This window comes from Pseudorhodoferax sp., assembly GCF_047601025.1.
GTDB lineage: Bacteria > Pseudomonadota > Gammaproteobacteria > Burkholderiales > Burkholderiaceae_C > Pseudorhodoferax.
The window spans coordinates 5,045,823-5,064,461 of sequence record NZ_JASGJZ010000001.1; the positions used below are offsets into that span (position 1 = coordinate 5,045,823).

19 protein-coding genes are annotated in these 18,639 nt (G+C 73.3%); 11 read left to right on the plus strand and 8 right to left on the minus strand.

All coding sequences use genetic code 11. From position 1 onward, the window contains the following. The first annotated feature begins 260 nt into the window (after positions 1-260). Both QM782_RS23255 and QM782_RS23260 read left to right on the plus strand, forming a co-directional pair. A complete protein-coding gene (locus tag QM782_RS23255; RefSeq protein WP_415205234.1) occupies positions 261-1,247 on the plus strand; it encodes an ABC transporter permease subunit in 987 nt (328 codons plus the stop codon). After that, positions 1,244-2,281, plus strand: a complete 1,038-nt coding sequence (locus tag QM782_RS23260) for an amino acid ABC transporter permease (RefSeq protein WP_415205235.1) — start codon at positions 1,244-1,246, stop codon at positions 2,279-2,281. The genes QM782_RS23255 and QM782_RS23260 overlap by 4 nt, the downstream gene beginning before the upstream one ends. Positions 2,282-2,461: 180 nt before the next feature. Here the strand turns inward: QM782_RS23260 and QM782_RS23265 are convergent, their stop codons facing one another. Both QM782_RS23265 and QM782_RS23270 read right to left on the minus strand, forming a co-directional pair. Then, on the minus strand, positions 2,462-3,013 hold the full coding sequence (locus QM782_RS23265; RefSeq protein ID WP_415205236.1) for a GNAT family N-acetyltransferase: 552 nt from the start codon (positions 3,011-3,013) through the stop codon (positions 2,462-2,464). A gap of 251 nt (positions 3,014-3,264) precedes the next feature. Further along, complete coding sequence (locus QM782_RS23270; protein ID WP_415205712.1) at positions 3,265-4,098, minus strand: 2-keto-4-pentenoate hydratase; 834 nt, start codon at positions 4,096-4,098, stop codon at positions 3,265-3,267. Between the two features lie 202 nt (positions 4,099-4,300). Between QM782_RS23270 and QM782_RS23275 the strand changes: the two genes are divergently transcribed. Both QM782_RS23275 and QM782_RS23280 read left to right on the plus strand, forming a co-directional pair. After that, on the plus strand, positions 4,301-5,347 hold the full coding sequence (locus QM782_RS23275) for a VWA domain-containing protein (RefSeq protein ID WP_415205237.1): 1,047 nt from the start codon (positions 4,301-4,303) through the stop codon (positions 5,345-5,347). Positions 5,348-5,628: 281 nt separating this feature from the next. Then, positions 5,629-6,765, plus strand: a complete 1,137-nt coding sequence (locus QM782_RS23280) for an iron-containing alcohol dehydrogenase (RefSeq protein ID WP_415205238.1) — start codon at positions 5,629-5,631, stop codon at positions 6,763-6,765. Between the two features lie 116 nt (positions 6,766-6,881). On the opposite strand, the gene QM782_RS23285 is transcribed toward QM782_RS23280, so the two are convergent. Next, a complete protein-coding gene (locus QM782_RS23285; protein WP_415205239.1) occupies positions 6,882-7,427 on the minus strand; it encodes a hypothetical protein in 546 nt (181 codons plus the stop codon). Between the two features lie 97 nt (positions 7,428-7,524). Here QM782_RS23285 and QM782_RS23290 point away from each other — a divergent pair, with 97 nt between their 5' ends. From QM782_RS23290 to QM782_RS23300, 3 genes are all read left to right on the plus strand, one after another. Next, positions 7,525-7,893 carry a helix-turn-helix domain-containing protein gene (locus QM782_RS23290; protein ID WP_415205240.1) on the plus strand — a complete coding sequence of 123 codons (369 nt, stop codon included), beginning with the start codon at positions 7,525-7,527 and terminating at the stop codon, positions 7,891-7,893. 199 nt (positions 7,894-8,092) lie between these two features. Next, positions 8,093-9,160 (plus strand): type II asparaginase, encoded by a 1,068-nt coding sequence (locus QM782_RS23295; RefSeq protein ID WP_415205241.1) that lies wholly within the window; start codon positions 8,093-8,095, stop codon positions 9,158-9,160. A gap of 233 nt (positions 9,161-9,393) precedes the next feature. After that, complete coding sequence (locus QM782_RS23300; protein WP_415205242.1) at positions 9,394-9,720, plus strand: type II toxin-antitoxin system VapC family toxin; 327 nt, start codon at positions 9,394-9,396, stop codon at positions 9,718-9,720. Here QM782_RS23300 and QM782_RS23305 read toward each other — a convergent pair whose 3' ends face one another. Beyond that, positions 9,721-10,545 (minus strand): helix-turn-helix domain-containing protein, encoded by an 825-nt coding sequence (locus QM782_RS23305; RefSeq protein ID WP_415205243.1) that lies wholly within the window; start codon positions 10,543-10,545, stop codon positions 9,721-9,723. A gap of 133 nt (positions 10,546-10,678) precedes the next feature. Here QM782_RS23305 and QM782_RS23310 point away from each other — a divergent pair, with 133 nt between their 5' ends. From QM782_RS23310 to QM782_RS23320, 3 genes are read left to right on the plus strand one after another with little or no spacing between them, the layout of a single operon-like run. Then, a complete protein-coding gene (locus QM782_RS23310; protein ID WP_415205244.1) occupies positions 10,679-11,110 on the plus strand; it encodes a hypothetical protein in 432 nt (143 codons plus the stop codon). A 49-nt stretch (positions 11,111-11,159) separates the two neighbouring features. Then, on the plus strand, positions 11,160-12,755 hold the full coding sequence (locus QM782_RS23315; RefSeq protein ID WP_415205245.1) for an MFS transporter: 1,596 nt from the start codon (positions 11,160-11,162) through the stop codon (positions 12,753-12,755). 7 nt (positions 12,756-12,762) lie between these two features. Then, positions 12,763-13,680 carry an ornithine cyclodeaminase family protein gene (locus QM782_RS23320; RefSeq protein WP_415205246.1) on the plus strand — a complete coding sequence of 306 codons (918 nt, stop codon included), beginning with the start codon at positions 12,763-12,765 and terminating at the stop codon, positions 13,678-13,680. Positions 13,681-13,686: 6 nt separating this feature from the next. On the opposite strand, the gene QM782_RS23325 is transcribed toward QM782_RS23320, so the two are convergent. The 3 genes from QM782_RS23325 to dusA all read right to left on the minus strand — a co-directional run bounded on the left by QM782_RS23325 (position 13,687) and on the right by dusA (position 17,521). Beyond that, on the minus strand, positions 13,687-15,438 hold the full coding sequence (locus QM782_RS23325) for a dipeptidase (RefSeq protein WP_415205247.1): 1,752 nt from the start codon (positions 15,436-15,438) through the stop codon (positions 13,687-13,689). A 44-nt stretch (positions 15,439-15,482) separates the two neighbouring features. After that, entirely contained in the window at positions 15,483-16,424 is a 942-nt protein-coding gene (locus QM782_RS23330; protein ID WP_415205248.1) for a 2-hydroxyacid dehydrogenase, read from the minus strand. A 98-nt stretch (positions 16,425-16,522) separates the two neighbouring features. Beyond that, entirely contained in the window at positions 16,523-17,521 is a 999-nt protein-coding gene (dusA, locus tag QM782_RS23335) for a tRNA dihydrouridine(20/20a) synthase DusA (protein WP_415205249.1), read from the minus strand. A gap of 178 nt (positions 17,522-17,699) precedes the next feature. On the opposite strand from dusA, the gene QM782_RS23340 reads away from it, so the two are divergent. Next, positions 17,700-18,062 (plus strand): hypothetical protein, encoded by a 363-nt coding sequence (locus QM782_RS23340; RefSeq protein ID WP_415205250.1) that lies wholly within the window; start codon positions 17,700-17,702, stop codon positions 18,060-18,062. Between the two features lie 41 nt (positions 18,063-18,103). Here the strand turns inward: QM782_RS23340 and QM782_RS23345 are convergent, their stop codons facing one another. Continuing rightward, positions 18,104-18,622, minus strand: coding sequence for an OmpA family protein (locus QM782_RS23345; protein ID WP_415205251.1), 519 nt, complete (start codon positions 18,620-18,622; stop codon positions 18,104-18,106). Between the last annotated feature and the right edge of the window lie 17 nt (positions 18,623-18,639).

Genomic DNA, 18,639 nt, shown 5'->3' on the forward strand with positions numbered 1-18,639 from the left:
CACCCCCGGTCTGCGCGCCGCGCGCTGCGCCACCCCCCTCCAGGGGGCGGAGGGCCGCGGCTCCACGCCTGCCTGCGCAGGCCTGGACGGCCCGACGAGGCGCCCCCTCAGGGGCCGCTGCGGCCTGCAAGGCACGCCTGCCGTCCGGCGGAGCCGGTTCCGCGGGTGCCCTCGCCGGGCCTGCTCCGCGGCCCCGGCTGCCGCGGCCTGTAGACCTTGGCCACCGGGAACACGTGTCCCATCGCACGGCGGGTGCCGGCATGAGGGAGCCCCGGTCGGCCGTGCCGGCCGCGCTGTGGGTGCTGCTGGCGCTCGCGCTGGCCGGCGCCGCGCTGTGGCTGCTGCGCGGTGCGGCGCCGCTGTCGCCGCTGTGGGGCTGGCTGCAGGCGCAGTTCGGCTTCCTGGCGCAGCCGGCGGGCTTCGGCATCTCCGAGGGCTGGCTGGATTTCGACTCCGGCCAGTCCTACGCGCGCGCCTTCGCCATGGGCGTGCTCAACACCGTGCGCGCCGCCGTGCCGGCCGCGCTGCTGGCCGTGGGCCTGGGCACGCTGCTGGGCATCGGCCGGCTGGCGCCGCACCTGCTGGTGCGCGCCGTGTGCACCGCCTACGTGGAGGCGCTGCGCAACGTGCCGCTGCTGGTGCAGCTGCTGATGCTGTACTTCGCGCTGACGCACCTGCTGCCGGACTCCAGCGCCCCGGTCGAGCTGCTGCCCGGCTGCTGGCTCAGCAAGAACGGGCTGTCGCTGCCGTGGCCGGTGTGGGAAGGCGGCGCGTGGCCGGCGCGGCTGGAATGGCCCGAGACGACCGCCTTCGGCGTCGCCGGCGGTGCCGCGCTGAGCCCGGAGTACCTGGCCATCGTGTTCGGCCTGGGGCTGTACAGCGCGGCCTTCGTGGCCGAGATCGTGCGCGCCGGCGTGCAGTCGGTGCCGGCGGGCCAGAAGCTGGCGGCGCAGGCGCTGGGCCTCACCGGCGGGCAGCAGCTGCGGCTCGTGGTACTGCCGCAGGCGCTGCGCGTGATCGTGCCGGCGCTGACCAACCAGCTGCTGAGCCTGACCAAGAATTCCTCGCTGGCGGTGGCGGTGGGCTACCCCGAGCTGGTCTCGGTCGCCAACACCTCGCTGAACGCGACCGGCAAGGCCTTCGAGTGCATCGCCATCGTCATGGCGGTGTACCTGCTGCTGTCGCTGGCGATCTCGGCCGCGATGAATGTCTACAACGCGCGCGTCGCGCTGCGGGGCTGGCGGTGACGGCGGGCGGCTGGCGCGCGGAGCTGTTCGGCACGCCGCTGCGCGCGGCGCTGTCGCTGGCGCTGCTCGGCGGGCTGGGCTGGGCGCTGTGGCACGCGCTGGACTGGGCGCTGCTGCGCGCCGTGTTCCGCCCGGATGCCGAGGCCTGCCGCGCCGCCATCGGCGGCGCCTGCTGGGGCGTCGTCGCCGAGAAATGGCGGCCGCTGCTGTTCGGCCGCTACCCGTATGCCGAGCAGTGGCGGCCGGCGGTCGCGGTCGCGCTGCTGTCGTCGGCCGCGCTGGCCAGCGCCTGGCCGCGCTGCTGGCGCTGGTGGCTGGCGCCGCTGTGGGCCGCGGCGCTGGCGGCCTGCGTGCTGCTGATGCGCGGCGGCGTGGCCGGCCTGGCCCTCGTGCCCACCGGCCAGTGGGGCGGGCTGCCGCTGACCATCGCGCTGGCGGTGGTCGGGCTGGCGCTGGCCTTCCCGCTGGCGCTGCTGCTGGCGCTGGCGCGCCGCTCGTCGTCGCCGGTGGCGCGCGCATTGGCGGCCGGCTACGTGGAGCTGGTGCGCGGCGTGCCGCTGATCTCGGTGCTGTTCATGGCCTCCTACCTGGTGCCGCTGCTGTGGCCGGCCGGCTGGAAGCCGGACGTGCTGCTGCGCGTGCTGGCCGGACTGGCGCTGTTCGTCGCGGCCTACCTGGCGGAGATCATCCGCGGCGGCCTGCAGGCGGTGCCGCGCGGGCAGGTCGAGGCGGCCATGGCGCTGGGCTTCGGGCGCTGGGCGGTGCAGCGCGACATCGTGCTGCCGCAGGCGCTGCGCATGGTGGTGCCGGCGCTGACCAACAACGTCGTCGGCACGCTGAAGGACACCTCGCTGGTCACCGTGGTCGGCCTGTTCGAACTGACCGGCGCGCTCGGCCTGGCGCTGGGCGGCGACCCGGCCTGGCGGCCGTTCTACCTGGAGGGCTACCTGTTCATCGCCCTGCTCTACTGGTGCATGTGCTTCGGCCTGTCGCGCTACAGCCTGTGGCTGGAGCGGCGGCTGCGCGCCGGCTGACGCCGGCCGGGCGACGGCTGCTCCGCGCACCGCGGATCATCGGCCCCGCGCAGACCGCCCGCGACCGGCATTGCGACGCCGGCCGGCACCGCCGCCACGCCGCGGGCTCCACCATCGGCATGCTGGCGCTGTGGGGCCCGGGCGAAGGCCAGCGTCCGCCACGCCCCGGGCGGACGCGCTTCAAACCTGGCTCGCGCGTCCCGCGCGAACCCTGTACAAGCAGTGCTCGGACAGTCGGTGATTCCCAGGGAGAGCGGGATGGCGAAACGTGGCGGCGTCCCGCGTCATTCCCAAGCGCCGCATGACGGCCTCGGAACGGTGGTTGTCGACTGATGTGAACGCCACGACTTCAGCGAGCTTCAGTTCCGCAAACGCGAACCCGAGGCAGGCTCGGGCGCCTTCCGTCGCCAGGCCTTGGCCCCAGTGGTCCTTCGCCAACCGCCAGCCGACTTCGACGCACGGCGAACAGGGCAACCTGGCGGCGGGAACATGCAGACCAATGAATCCGATGAACTGGCCCGTACTGGCCTTCTCCGCCGCCCAGAAGCCCCAGCCGCGCTCCGCGATGAGCGCTCGGCATCGTTCCGCCATGGCGTCGCTCTCCTGCGGACTCAAGGTCGAAGGGAAGTAGCGCATCACCTCGGCGTCGGCGCTCATCGCGCGAAACGGCGCCAGATCGCCATCGACCCATTGCCGAAGGAGCAGCCGGAACGTCGTCAGCTCGTGATGCATGTCCTCCGACTGTACGCGTGGCGCGCCGCGCGACCGGGCAGGCAGATTCCGGCCGGCAGCCGCCGCACCGGCACGGAAGGCTGTGAAAACCCTGCGCGTTGTCTCGGGCTCTCCGGCCACACGGCCGCACAGCCCTGGTGCTGCCCCACGCCTTGGCCGGCTGCCTGCCCGTGCGAACGCAGCCGCCCAGGTCAGCACCCTGCACTGCAGGGCGTGGCGCATCGCGCGCCGCGGCGCATCGGCGTCGCCCGCTACTTCTCCGCGAACCGCAGCACCACCGGCTGCGCGCCCGGCAGGCCGTCGTAGTGCAGCGTGACAGCCAGACCCGGCTTGGGCGGCAACAGCGGCGAGAACGAGCCCAGGCTGACCACCTGCCCCGGCTGCAGCGCCAGGCCCTCGGCCGCCAGCGCACCGGCCAGCCAGACCACGGCATTCAGCGGATGCTCCAGGATGTCCGCGCCCTTGCCGCGCGCGAGCTCCGCGCCGTCCTGGGCGGTCAGCCGCACCGTCATGTCGCGCAGGGCGTCCAGCAGCGCGGCCTGCGCCGCCGCGTCGGCCGGCACCGCGATCGGCTGGCCCTTCACGCCCAGCCGCGCGCCGACGTTGATCGCCGCCACGCCGGCGCCGTTCAGCTTGGGCGGGGCCTGCACGGCCAGGTCGGGCAGCTCGATGAACGGGATGATCTGGTCGATGGCGGCCAGCACCTCGGCCGGCGTCCGGGCGCGGTTGACGGCCGTGCTCTTCACGCGCACCAGCAGGTCGGCCTCGTACAGCGGGCGGGCGCCGAAGGCCGGGTCGACCGTGGCGCCGCTGTCCAGCAGCATGTCGGCGTACAGCACGCCCCAGACCGGCTTGTCGGTGCCGAAGCGCTTCTGCACCGCCGGGTTGGTCAGGCCCGCCTTGTAGCCGGCCACGGCGCCGTGGTGCGCCGCCAGCCGCCGGTTCAGCTTGGCGCGGGTACAGGCGGCGTCGGCATCGTCCAGGCCTTCGGGCGTGGCGGCGGGCGTTTTCGCGGCGATGGCGTCGGCCAGCGCCGCGACCTCGGCGTCGCTCAGGCAGGCCGCGCCGGCGGCGCCTGCCGCCATGCAGCAGGCCAGCACGGCGGCGGAAAGGGTGAGGGATTGGCGCACAGGTGTCTCCCGGTGGTTTTGGCGCACGCATCGTAGCGCCGGCCGCGCGGGCGGCCCATGGGATGCCGGGCGAAACGGCGTGACCGGGCGGCGGGCCGTTCGGGCCGTTCGGCAGGATTTTTGCTTGGCTCTACGGGTAATCCCTAGGGAGTCCGCCATGACGACGCCACCGCATTTCCTCTGGCCGCAGCTGTTGTGGCTGCTGTGGGCCATTCCGCTGCTGATGCTGGCCTACCTGTGGCTGCTGCGCCGGCGCCGCCAGCCGGTACTGCGCTACGCCAGCCTGGCCCTGGTGCGCCAGGCCGCGCCGCGCCATCCGGCCTGGCGGCGGCACGTGCCGCCGGCGCTGCTGCTGGCGGCGCTGGCGGTGCTGCTGCTGGCGGCGGCGCGCCCGCAGGCGGCGCTGCCGCTGCCGACCGAGCAGGCCACCGTGATGCTGGCGGTGGACGTCTCGCTCAGCATGCAGGCCGACGACATCCAGCCCAGCCGGCTGGACGCCGCGCGCGAGGCGGCCAAGGCCTTCGTGCGCCGGCTGCCCGCCGGCGTGCGCGTGGGCGTGGTCGGCTTTTCCGCCAGCGCCGAGGTGGTGCAGCCGCCGACCTACAGCCGCGAGGACCTGCTGGCCGCCATCGACCGGCTGCAGCTGGAACGCGGCACGGCCGTGGGCAGCGGCATCGCGGTGGCGCTGGCCGAGCTGCTGCCCGGCGCCTCGATCGACGTGGGCGACGCACTGGACACGCCGCTGGCGGCCCGGCCCGCGACCGCACGCCCCGCCGCAGCCGCCACGGCGGCGGCGCCGCAGCCGCACACGGACAGCCAGGCGACCATCGTCCTGCTGACCGACGGCCGCAGCAACTTCGGCGTGCACCCGCTCGATGCCGCCGGCCTGGCGGCGCGGCACGGCGTGCGCATCCACGCGGTGGGCCTGGGCACCCGGCAGCCGGACGCCGGCGGGGAGGACAACTGGTCCGCCCTGCTGCAGCCGGACGAAGACACGCTGCGCGAGGTGACGGCGCTGACGCACGGCGAATACTTCCGCGCCGCCAGCGCCGAAAGCCTGGTGCAGGTCTACGAGCAGATGGGCGCGCGCATGCGGGTGCAGGTGCGCGAGACCGAGCTGTCGGCCCCGCTGGCGCTGGCCGCCCTGCTGCTGCTCGCCGGCGCGGCGCTGCTGTCGCTGCTGTGGTTCCAGCGCGTCGCCTGAGAAGCCGCGAACGCATCCCCCACGGCCACGCGAGGCTTTCGACGAGCGTTCACGCGCGTCGCCAACGCCCATGCCCGGGGCCCCGCCCTTCGGGCCGGGGAACGGCTCCCGTGCGAGCGTTGCAGTCCTTGCCCCGGCACCACACGAGCCAGGACGGCGGCCTGCGCGTACGCCTGCGGCCCGGCACACCCCGCCGTCGGCGCGATCGATGCCCTCACCGCTTCTGGCCACCGCCTTCTGCTAGATTGGCCGGCCGTTCCATCCGCCCGTCCAACGCCCCCATGGCCCTGATCCAGTACCTGACCCAGATCCAGTTCGACTTCGGCGCCATCGGCCTGCTGGCCGACGAATGCCGGCGCATCGGCATCGCCCGTCCGCTGGTCGTGACCGACGCCGGCGTGCGCGCGGCCGGCATCCTGCAGCGGGCGCTGGACGCACTCGGCGGCCTGCCGGCGCAGGTGTTCGACGCCACCCCGCCGAACCCGACCGAGGCCGCGGTGCGCGCGGCCGCGGCGCTGTACCGCGAGGGCGGCTGCGATGGCCTGGTCGCCGTCGGCGGCGGCTCCTCGATCGACTGCGCCAAGGGCGTGGCCATCGCCGCCACGCACGAGGGGCCGCTCGCGCGCTACGCCACCATCGAGGGCGGCTCGCCGCGCATCACCGGCGCGGTGGCGCCGCTGATCGCCGTGCCCACCACCAGCGGCACCGGCAGCGAGGTGGCGCGCGGCGCCATCGTCATCGTGGACGACGGCCGCAAGCTCGGCTTCCACAGCTGGTCGCTGCTGCCCAAGGCCGCGATCTGCGACCCCGAGCTGACGCTCGGCCTGCCGCCGCGGCTGACCGCCGCCACCGGCATGGACGCGATCGCGCACTGCATGGAGACCTTCATGTCCGCCGCCTTCAACCCGCCGGCCGACGGCATCGCGCTGGACGGGCTGGAGCGCGCCTGGGCCCACATCGAGCGCGCCACCGCGGACGGCGGCGACCGCGATGCGCGGCTGCACATGATGAGCGCCTCGATGCAGGGCGCGATGGCCTTCCAGAAGGGCCTGGGCTGCGTGCACAGCCTGTCGCACAGCCTGGGCGGCGTGGACCCGCGGCTGCACCACGGCACGCTGAACGCGCTGTTCCTGCCGGCCGTCGTGGCCTTCAACGCCGGCGCCGACTCGGTGCAACGCGAGCAGCGGCTGCAGCGCATGGCCCGCGCCATGCACCTGGACCAGCCCGGCGACATCGGCGAGGCGATCCGCGACATGAACGCGCGGCTGGGCCTGCCCAAGGGCCTGGCCGAGGTCGGCGTGACCCCCGCGCTGTTCGACCGCATCATCGACGGTGCCCTGGCCGACCATTGCCACCAGACCAACCCGCGCCTGGCCACGCGCGAGGACTACCGCGCGATGCTCGAAGCGTCGATGTAGGGCGCCGGCCCCGTCCGGCACGGCCGGAGCCGGTAGCCCGCACAACATTTATTTGCATGCCAGCCTGGGCGACCGTCAGCGCAGAGACCAAGTCGGTCGCACGCGCCGTGCCACGGCTACTTGTATTTGACGTAGTAGACGTCCACGAGAATCTTCATCGACCCAGCGCCCCCATAGGGGCCTTTGGCGCTTCGTGCATGCGTCTTCACGCGGATAGTCGTTGGCTGTTTGATGCCGGTATCGGGAATGATTTCCACATCGTCGCCGTACTCGATCTGGTAACTGTGCTCCGACCCGTATGCGGAAACGACTTGAACTGTGGTCTTGTCCTTGTTGATGACGTAGCTCTCCGGGACTTTCCAAACCGTCCAATCCGAATCCTTGGACCGTCTGCGTCCATCCGGCCTCGTCGTGCCAGTCTTCACTTCAGAGGCAATCTGGTTCTTCAGTTCCTCGGCCGAGGCGGCCACCGAGAACAAAGCCGCACCTGCGAGCAAGGAGCCGGCCAGTACCGTTCTTCTTAGCATTTCTTCCTCCTGCCACTGATGGGAGAAACCTCGGGCACGCCGACAGTGGTCATCCACGGCCCAAGAGATGCGCCTTGACTCCTCTTGCAGCCACCTGAGTTGCCTTTGGCCGCGCACACCATCAAAGCCGCGCATTCGATTGGCAGATTCACACCATAGTCAACATTATTTGTAGTTAGTCAACTTTTTACATCATTCTGCAGAAGCCGTTGAATGTCAACACTTCCGGCCGATGTCTGCCACCTCCTCGAACCGCTTGTTCAAAGACGCCGAGAATGATTTGCGCGTGCGCCTCGGCGCAGCGTTGCGCAAGGCCCGTCTGGCGCGGCAGCTGACGCAGGGGCAGCTTGCCGAAGAACTCGACACCGATCCGGAGACGATCAGCCGCTTCGAGCGAGGCGCAGCCCTGCCTTCGCTGATTCGCCTGCTAGCGCTCGCGGAAGCTCTCGACGTGACCATCGTCTCTCTGTTAGGCACCGCCAGTCCGCGCATCGAAGACGAATGGGAAGAGCTGCGCCACGACCTCGCGGCCTTGTCGCTGCGCGACCGCCAATTGGCCATCGCCGTGCTGCGGGCGATCGTCGAGCACCGGGCGACCTAGTCCGCTACGTCCAATCTGGTCTTGCCGGGCTCATCGGCGCTGGCTTGGGGCGAATGAACAGTTCTGGCCGGGCCGGCGCGCCATCCGTCCACAGGCCGGCACGGTTCCTGTATCGTGGCTGCCGCCTTCCGGCCGCCGGCCGGTGCGACGCACCAGCACGGCGCCGGGGGCGATTCCCCCAATCCCTGGAGTCTTGCCCATGTACCTCTCCCCCCGCTTCCGCGCGTTCGCCGCCGGCGCCGCCCTGCTGGCCGCCAGCGTGCTCGCCCAGGCCCAGACGCTGCCCAACGTCGTCATCCTCGCCACCGGCGGCACGATCGCCGGCGCCGGCGCCTCGGCCGCCAACAGCGCCACCTACGCCGCCGCCAAGGTGCCGGTGGACAAGCTGATCGCCGGCCTGCCCGAGCTGTCCAAGGTCGCCAGCGTCAAGGGCGAGCAGGTGCTGCAGATCGCCTCGGAGAGCTTCACGAACGAGGACCTGCTGACGCTCGGCAAGCGCGTGTCGGCCCTGGCCAAGCAGGGCGACGTGGACGGCATCGTCGTCACCCACGGCACCGACACGCTGGAGGAGACGGCCTACTTCCTGCACCTGACGGTGCACACCGACAAGCCCATCGTGGTGGTCGGCTCCATGCGCCCGGGCACGGCCCTGTCGGCCGACGGTGCGCTGAACCTGTACGACGCGGTGAACGTGGCCGCCAGCCAGGATGCCAAGGGCAAGGGCGTGCTGGTCACGATGAACGACGAGATCCACACCGGCCGCGACGTGGCCAAGGCCATCAACATCAAGACCGAGGCCTTCAAGAGCCAGTGGGGCCCGCTGGGCATGATCGTCGAAGGCCGCAACTACTGGTTCCGCGCGCCGGTCAAGCGCCACACCATGCAGTCGGAGTTCGACATCGACCAGATCACGGCGCTGCCGCAGGTCGACATCGCCTACGGCTACGGCAACGTGCCGGCATCCAGCGTCGAGGCCATCGGCAAGGGCGCCAAGGCCATCGTCCACGCCGGCACCGGCAACGGCTCGGTGGCCAACCGCGTGGTGCCGGCGCTGCAGAAGCTGCGCGAGGGCGGCGTGCAGGTGATCCGCAGCTCGCGCGTGAACACCGGCGGCTTCGTGCTGCGCAACGCCGAGCAGCCCGACGACAAGTACGACTGGGTGGTCGCGCACGACCTGAACCCGCAGAAGGCCCGCATCCTGGCCATGGTCGCGCTGACCAAGCCGCTCAGCGCGGCCGAGCTGCAGCGCGTGTTCTGGGAATACTGATCCCCGATCCGGGTCGGCACGGGCGGCAGTTGACGCCCGGCCCACCGGTTCCAGGATGGAACCACATCCATTCTGGAGCCGGAATGCCCGACCTTTGCGTCAAGGACGTGCCCGAAGGTGACCGCGCCGCCGCCGGCCCCCTACGTCGCCGAACCGCCGCCGGCGCACTACCTGGTGCAGCCGCCCCTGGTGGTCGACTGCAGCATGCTGACGGGCCTGCTGTTCCAGGAGGCATGGGAGGGCAGGCCGGCGACACCCTGGAGGGCAGGACACTGCACGCGCCCCACCTGCTGGCCGCGGAAATCACCAGCGTGGCCCTCGAGAAGCACGGGCGGGGCATGCCCGGGATCGCCCGCGACGGCCTGGCCGCGTTCGCGGAACTGGGCATCGCGCCGTACGACGTGCAGCCCGGGCCCGTGCTGGAACTGGCGCTGCGCTACCGGCTCAGCGCCCATGACGCCGCCTACCTCTGGCTGGCCGCGGAGATCAAGGCGCCGCTGGCCACCTTCGACGCCGCCCTCGGCGCCGCGGCGCAGGCGCACCTGGCCAGCCTGGACTGATCAGGGCGCCAGCGCCGCGAGCGCCTGGGCCGTCGCCGCATCGGCCGGGAAGAACGACTCCACCGCCAGCTCCTGCAAGGTCACGTCCACCGGCGTGCCGAAGATGGTCGTCGTGCTGATGAAGCTCAGCACGCCCGCATCGGTGCGCAGCTGGAACGGCACGACCACGCTCGCCAGCTCGCCGCCGCCCATCGTGGCCGCCTGGCCGGCGTCGCCCACCGGATAGGCCATCAGCTCGTCGTGCAAGGCCTGCAGCACCGCGTCGCCCGTGGCCGCGACCTGCTGCTGCAGCCGCTCCAGCAGGTGCCCGCGCCACTGCGCGAGGTTGGCGATGCGGCTCGCCAGGCCCCGCGGGTGCAGCGACAGCCGCAGCACGTTGACGGGCGGCTGCAGCAGCTCGGGCGCGGCGCCGGCCAGCAGCAGCGGCACGATGGCGTTGGCCGCCACCAGGTGCCAGTGCCGGTCCACCGCCAGCGCGGGATAGGGCGCGTGGCCCTGGAGCACGAGGTCCACCGCCCGCCGCGCGGCCGCCAGCGCCGGATCGTCCAGCGCGCGCTGCCGGTACATCGGCGCGAAACCGGCCGCCACCAGCAGCGCATTGCGCTCGCGCAGCGGCACCGCCAGCCGCTCGGCCAGGCGCAGCACCATCTCGCGGCTGGGCGCGGCACGGCCGGTCTCCACGCAGCTCAGGTGCCGCGCGGAGATCTCGGCCTCGTTCGCGAGGTCCAGCTGGCTCATGCGCCGGCGCTGGCGCCAGTGGCGCAGGTGCAGTCCGAAGGGATCGCGGGCGCCGGGCTGGCGCGGAGCATGGGACGGGCTGGGCATGGCGCCGATTCTGGCGCGGCACCCGCCGCGCGCCCATGACCTGCGAGGTCATGGCTTTGCGGCGCCGGCGCGCAAACCATGCGCTCCAACGCCACGGGATGGTCCCGGGGCGTGCAATCCAAGGAGTTCCGCCATGATGTCCTCGCTCTTCGCCTCGCCCCGCTTCCTGTCCCGCGTGATGGGGGTCGACGCCGCCTCCTGCGCCGCCACGGGCGCATTGCAGCTCGGCTTCACCGACGCGCTGGCCCGGCTGACCGGCCTGCCCGGCGGCCTGCTGCTGGCCACCGGCCTGTTCCTGCTGGCCTACGCCGCGGCCGCCGCCGCCATGGCCCGCCGCGCCACGCCGCCCCGCACGCTGATCGGCCTGGTAGCCATCGGCAACTTCGGCTGGGCCGCGGCCTGCGTCGCGCTGCTGGCCAGCGGCCTGTTCGCCGTCACGGCGCTGGGCACGGCCTGGGTGGCCGCCCAGGCCGTGACCGTGGTACTGCTGGCCGAGGCGCAGTGGATGGGCCTGCGCGCGACGCGCCCGCCGCGCGCCGGCCTGGCGCCCGCGGCGCAGCACTGAAGCGATGGCCCCGGGCAGGGGCGCGCCCCAACATGGACAATTGCGCGCCATGAGCGCCACGCCCCTGCCCCACAACCCTTCGATCTGGGCCACGCTGCGCTACCGGCAGTTCCGCGCGCTGTGGAGCAGCGGCGGCATCTACTTCGTCGGCAACGCCATGCAGACCATGGCGGCGGCCTGGATGATGGTGGAGCTGACCGGCTCGTCCTTCCTCGCCGCGCTGGTGCAGACGGCGGTGTTCCTGCCGATGTTCCTGCTCTCGCTGCCGGCGGGCGTGCTGGCCGACATCGCGGACCGGCGGCGGCTGATCCTGGCCTCGCTGGCGGTGCAGGCGGTCGCCGGCACGCTGATGGCGGTGCTGCTGCTGGCCGGCATCGGCGGCCCGGGCATGCTGCTGTTCATGATCTTCGTGGCCGGCTGCTGCACGGCGCTGCTGTCGCCGGCCTGGAACTCCACGGTCGGCGACTCGGTCACGCGCGAGGAACTGCCGCAGGCCATCACCTGCGTGTCCATCGCCTACAACGCGGCGCGCGCCGTCGGCCCGGCCCTGGCGGGCCTGGTGTTCACGGCCCTGGGCGGGGCCTGGAACTTCGTGCTGGCCGTGGTCAGCGTGGTGGTGATGGCGCTGGCGATCCGGCGCTATCCGCCGGCGCCGCATCCGCGCTCGCGGCTGCCGGCCGAGCGGCTGTGGGGCGGCATGGTGGCGGCACTGCGCTTCGCCTGGCATTCGCAGACGGTGCTGGCGCAGCTGGTGCGCACCGTGGCCTACAGCGGCGCCGGCTCCGCCCTGTGGGCGCTGCTGCCGGTGATCGGCCAGCAGAAGCTGGGCCTGGGCGCGGCCGGCTACGGCCTGCTGATGGGCTGCCTGGGCGCCGGCGCGGTGCTGGTCGGCCTGGTGATCGGCCGGCTGCGCCAGCGCGCCGGGCTGGAGCGGCTGGTGGCGGTGGGCTGCGTGGTCTATGCGCTGGTCAGCCTGGTCGCCGCGTTCGCGCCCTGGCCGCTGGTGGTGTACCTGGCGCTGGTGGCCGGCGGCGGGGCCTGGATGGCGGTGATGTCCACCTTCAACACGGCCACGCAGACCAGCGTGCCGCCGTGGGTGCGCGCCCGCGCGCTGGCCATGCACACGCTGTGCGCGCTCGGCTCGTTCGCGCTGGGCTCGGCGTTCTGGGGGGCGATGGGCGACCTGGCCGGGCTGACGTCCACGCTGGTCGTCTCGGCCGTGTGCATGGCCGGCGGGCTGCTGCTGGGCCGGCCCTTCCCGCTGCGCATGGGCGACGCGCAGGAGGTCACGCAGACCACGCCCTGGGACGAGCTGTACGTGTCCCAGGAGCCGGCGCCCGAGGCCGGCCCCGTCGCCATCGAGATCGGCTACCGCATCCGGCCGGAGGACACCGCCGCCTTCCTCGACGCCGCCAGCCTGCTGCGCGCGCACCGGCGGCGCGACGGCGCGACCTTCTGGCGCGTCTACCGCGACCTGGCCGACCCCTCGCGCTTCGTCGAGCGCTTCATCGTCTCCTCCTGGGCCGACTACCTGCACCAGCGGGCGCGGCACACGCTGGCCGACCACGAGCTGGAGGCGCGCGTGCGCGCCTTCGTGCTGCCGGGCGAAGCGGTGGAGATGAAGCACTACCTCGCGGAAGGCTGAAGGCACCGTGCGCATCCTCGACGCCGCGGCCGTGCATGCCGCCCTGCCCTTTCCCCGCCTGGTCGAGACGCTGCGCGCCGCCTTCGCCGCGCCGTGCAGCGTGCCGCCGCGCCACACCCACCAGCTGCCGGCCTTCGCCTCGCTGATCATGCCGGCCTGGACCGAACGGCACTACGGCGTGAAGCTCATCAACATCGCGCCCGGCAACGCCGCCCGCGGGCTGCCGGGCCTGCATGCGAGCTACCTGCTGCACGACGCGGCCACCGGCGTGCCGCTGGCGCTGATCGACGGCGACGCGATCACCGCCCGCCGCACCGCCGCGGCCTCGGCGCTGGCGGCGTCCTGGCTCGCGCGCCCGCAGGCCGGCCACCTGCTGGTGGTCGGCGCCGGCCGGCTGGCGCGGCTGCTGCCGGCGGCGATGGCGGCGGTGCGGCCGATCCGGCAGGTGACAGTCTGGGCGCGCCGCGCCGACCAGGCCGCGGCGCTGGCCGCGCAGCTCGCGCGCGAGGGCTTCGCCGCGGCCGCCGCGGACGACCTGCCCCGCGCCTGCGCGCAGGCCGACATCGTCAGCTGCGCCACGCTGGCGACGGCGCCGGTGGTCGAGGGCGCCTGGCTGGCGCCGGGCAGCCACCTGGACCTGATCGGCAGCTTCGCGCCCGGGATGCGCGAGGCCGACGACGCCTGCTTCGCCGGCGCGGCGCTGTACGTGGACACCGAGGAAGCCCTGCAGAAGAGCGGCGACCTGCTGGGCCCGCTGGCGCGCGGCGTGCTGCGCCCCGGCGACCTGCGCGGCACGCTGGCCGACCTCGTCGCCGGCCGGGCCGCGGGCCGCCGCGACATGGCCGAGCGCACGGTGTTCAAGGCCGTCGGCACCGCGCTGGAAGACCTGGCCGCCGCCGTCGCGGTGTTCGAAGCCGGTGCCTGAGGCGGCCTACTGCATCCGCGGCAGGTTGCCGATGCGCACCAGCATCTCGGTGAACATCTGCATGTCGGCGTCCAGATCGTCGATCTCCTTGTACTCCTTGGCGTTGTGCGCCGTGTACTTCTTGCCGGGCATGGCCGGGCCGAAGTTGATCGCATTGGGCATCTGCTTGGCCGTGGTGCTGCCGGCCGTGGACACCGGCGCGGCCGGCAGGCCCGTGGTGTCGCCGAAGATGTTCAACAGCGTGGCCAGCCAGGCGCCCGACGGGTCGCGCGCCATCCAGTTGCCCTGGGTGTGCGCCACCTCCACCGGGATGCCGGTGGCTGCACCCCAGGCGCGCACCTTGGCCTGCGTCGCGGCGGCCAGCGCCTCGGGCGTGCGGCCGCGCGGCATGCGCACGTTGGCCGTGACCTCGACGCGGCCGGCGTTCTCGCGCACCAGCGTGGGCGACATGGTCAGCGGGCCCATGAAGTCGTCGCGCCAGGCCAGGCCCATGGCATGGCCCAGGTAGTCCAGCCCGAACAGGTCGGCGATGTAGCGCGTGGCCTGCGCGTAGCCGTTGTCGGCCAGCGCGACGCCGCTTTGCTGCAGGAACAGCGCCAGCCGCGGCAGCGGGTTCACGCCTTCCTCGGGCCGCGAGCCGTGGGCGGAGCTGCCGGTGACCTTCACCTCCACGCCATCGGCCTGCCGCGCGACGTCGATCGCGAACCTGCCGCCCTGGGCTTCGTGGCGGCGCACGAAGCCGGCGCCGGCCGCCGACAGGCGCGCCGCCAGCGCGGCCGGGTCGTCGGCGCGCAGCCGGGCCACGGCCGTCTGCGCGATCGCGTTGGCCGAGGCCGAGGCCGTGAGCGCGGTGATCGTCGCGCCGCCGGCCGGCACTGGCCCGCGCGGCGCCAGCGCGAAGCCGGCGCGCAGCGCACCGGTGCCCTTCTCGGCGACGACGGCCGGGTAGCGGCTGTCCAGCACCACGTTGTAGGCCGGCAGCGCATGGCGCTCGGCGTAGTAGCGCATGGCGTCGCCGCCGGTCTCCTCGGTGGTCTCGATCATCAGCCGGATCGTGCGCTGTAGCGGCAGCCCGCTCTCCCTGACGGCCTTCATCGCGTACAGCACGGTGGCGATCGAGCCCTTGTCGTCGATGCTGCCGCGGCCGTACAGCAGGCCGCCCACGCGCGTGAGCCGGAACGGGTCCAGCCGGGTGCCGTCGTCCAGCACCCACTCGGAAGCCACCACGGGCACCACGTCGGCGTGCGTCAGGATGCCGAACTCGTCCGCGCCGCTGCCGGGCAGCCGGACTTCGAAGATGCGGTTGTCCACGTTGCGGTACTGCAGGCCGAAGTCCGCGGCCATGCCCGCGACCAGCTGGCCGAAGGCGAGGATCTGCGGGTCCTCGTGCGGCGGCAGCGTGCCGCGCACGGTCGGCAGCGCGACCATGCGCGCCGTCGCGTCGATGACGGCGGCCTGGTTCAGCAGGCGGTTGTGCAGGCCGAGCAGGCGGGCGGCCTGGTCCAGCCCGGCGCCGTCCAGCGGCGCCTGGGCGCGGTAGCGCGCGGCCAACGGCGCGACGGCCGGCTCGTCGCGCGCGACGCCGTCGAGGAAGTCGGCGAAACCGGGCGGCACCGGCCCGTGCTGGCGCGCGGCGATGCGGTCCAGGTCGGGCTTGGTCAACGGCGCGCCGGTGGCGCTGCGGGGCTGGCTGCCGCAGCCGGCCAGGGCCAGGGCGGCCACGGCGGCGAGCGCCAGCCGGCGCGGGGTGGAAGTCATGGAGGTCTCCTGGGGATGGTGGTCCCCGGAGCGTAGCGGGCCTTTCAGGGAACCGCGACGGCGACCTTCCCGGTGGCGAAGAAGCTGCGCAGGTTCTCCAGCACCAGGTCGGCCATGGCGCGGCGCGTCTCGTGCGTGCCGCTGGCCAGGTGCGGCAGCAGCACGGCGTTGTCGCAGGCGATCAGGCGGGCCGGCACGCGCGGCTCGTCCGCGTAGACGTCCAGCCCGGCGCCGGCGATGGTCCCGCTCTCCAGGGCCTCGGCCAGCGCCTGCTCGTCGACCACGCTGCCGCGCGCGATGTTGACGAGGAAGCCCTGCGGGCCCAGCGCGGCCAGGATCTCGCGCGAGACCAGGTGCTGCGTGCCGGCGCCGCCGGCCGCGGCCACGACCAGGAAGTCGGCCCAGCGCGCCAGGCTCTCCAGCGTGGGCTCGTAGCCGTAGGGCGAGCCCTCGACCGGCCGCCGGTTGTGGTAGCGCACCTGCATGTCGAAGCCGCTGGCGCGGCGCGCGATCACGCTGCCGATGCGGCCCATGCCCAGGATGCCCAGGCGCTTGCCGCTGACGCGCGTGGCCAGCGGAAACGGCCCCTGGAGCCAGCTGCCGCGGCGCAGGAAGCGATCCGCCGCGCTGAAGCGGCGCGCCACGTCGATCACCAGGCCGAACGCGGTGTCGGCCACGCAGTCGTTCAGCACGTCGGGCGTGTAGCCGACCGGGATGCCCCGCGCCCGGGCCGCGGCCACGTCCACCTTGTCGAAGCCGACGCCAAAGCTGGAGATGACCTGCAGCCCGGGCAGCGCGGCGATCGTGGCCGCGTCCACGCCCAGCGCGGCATTGGTCACGACGCCGGCGAAGCTGGCGCCTTCGCGCGCGAGGAAGGCCCGGGGATCGGCTTCGCCGGCCAGCAGGTGCACGTCGTACGCGGCGGCGAGGGCTTGTTCGAGGGAGGGCAGCAGCTTGCCCATCTGCAGGATGCGCGGTCTGGTCATGTCGTTCCGTTGGCTGGTCGTCGAGGCGGATCCGCGCGGGCCCACCGGCCGCGCGAAGGCCGGCGCCCGGCGCGGGCGAGCGACGGATGCTAGCGGCTTCAGGCCGCCGGCGCGGCGGCGGCGCCGGCATGCGCCAGGGCGCGGACCTCGGCCGGCGCCAGCGCCTTGAGGCGGTGGTCGCTCCAGACCTGGCGCCAGCGCCGCGCGCCCGGCAGGCCGTGGCGCAGGCCCAGCATGTGGCGCGCGATCGCGTACCAGCCCGTGCCGTGCGCGCGCGCCTCGCGTTCCATGTAGCGCACCATGGCGTCTTCCACCGCCTCGCGCGTGCGCCCGGGCTGCTCCGGCAGGCCGAAGAAGCGGCCGTCCCACTCGGCCAGCCACCAGGGGTTGTGGTACGCCTCGCGGCCGAGCATGGCGCCGTCCAGCAGCGCCAGCTGCTCGCCGACCTGCGCGCTGGTGGTGAGCCCGCCGTTGATCACGATGCGCAGCGCCGGGAAGTCCCGCTTGAGCCGGTGCACGAGCGCGTAGCGCAGCGGCGGGACCTCGCGGTTCTGCTTGGGCGACAGGCCCTTGAGCCAGGCGTTGCGGGCGTGGACGATGAAGGTCCCGCAGCCGGCCTGCGCCACGGTGCCGACGAAGTCGCGCACGAAGCCGTAGTCCTCGTGGCGGTCGACGCCGATGCGGTGCTTGACCGTGACCGGCACGCGCACGGCATCGACCATGGCCTTCACGCAGTCGGCGACCAGCTGCGGCTCGGCCATCAGGCAGGCGCCGAAGGCGCCGCGCTGCACGCGCTCGGACGGACAGCCGCAGTTCAGGTTGATCTCGTCGTAGCCCCACTGCTCGCCCAGCCGCGCGCACTGCGCCAGCTCCGCCGGCTCGCTGCCGCCGAGCTGCAGCGCCACCGGGTGCTCGGCCGCGTCCATGCGCAGGTGGCGCGCCACGTCGCCGTGCAGCAGCGCGCCGGTGGTCACCATCTCGGTGTACAGGCGCGCGCGGCGCGACAGCAGCCGGTGGAGGTAGCGGCAATGGCGGTCGGTCCAGTCGAGCATGGGCGCGACGGACACCTGGGGAAAGGACGCGAGGGAGTCGGACATGGCAGGCAGCGGGCCGGCGATCTTAGCCGCGCGGCTGGACACGCGCCGGTCCGCGGCCGCCCGCCGCCAGCGCGTCAGCGGCGGCGCACGCGAACTCGCGCCGGCGTCCGGCAGCATGGGGCGGACACCGGGCGTAGGCTGGCGGCCATCCGACCATCAGGAGCCCAAGGAGCCCACCATGCACCATCGCTTTCTCGCCCTGCTCGCCACGGCCGCCGGGCTGGCCGCCGTCCTGCCCGCGCAGGCCTACGACTACACCGACACGCCGCCGCGCGAGCAGCGCATGGAAGAAGCCTTGCGGAACTACCGCGGCACGGACCCGCGCAATCCGCAACCGGGCCCGGCGGCCCGCGCCGAGGAGAGCATCAAGGAAGGTGCGCACGATGCCGGCGCAGCCGTCAAGCGCGGTGCGCACCGCACCGGCGAGGCCATCAAGCACGGCGCCCGGCGCGCCGGCCACGCCATCGGCACCGGCATGGAGAAGACCGGCGACGCGATCCGCCGCGGCGGCGACAAGCTGAAGGACAAGATCTCGGACTGAGCGACGCCCGCGGCCCGGGGCAGCGGCCGCAGGCGCTCCCCTCAATCCACCAGCCGCATCTCCACGCGGCGCGCTTCCTGGTCGCTGCCGCTGCCCGTCGTGATCTCGGGCTTGCGCAGCATGATGCGCGACCGGTCGACACCGGCCTTGACCAGGGCGGCGCGCACCGACAGCGCGCGCTGCTTGGCCAGCTCGGCATTCTTGGCGGGGTCGCCAGTCTCGTCGTGGAAGCCCGACAGCACGACCTTGCGGCCGGGTGCGGCCGCCAGGGCCTGGACCACCTTGTCCAGCTCGGCAGCGGCCCCGGGCGGCAGCGCGGACTCGGCCGTGCCGAAGTACAGCGTGCCGACCAGGTCGCCGACCAGCGGGGCTTCGATCAGCACGACCTCTTCCTCGACGAGCAGGACGGTCTGGGCGGCTGCCGCAGGCGGCACGGCCTCGATGCCGCGCAGCTGGCGCACCACGACGGCGCTGACCGTGCTGATGATCACCAGGGCCACGACGCCGAAGGTGATCCACAGACCCACGCGCGTGGTGTCGTCGTTGTCTTCCTGGTACATGCTGGAACGTCCTTTTT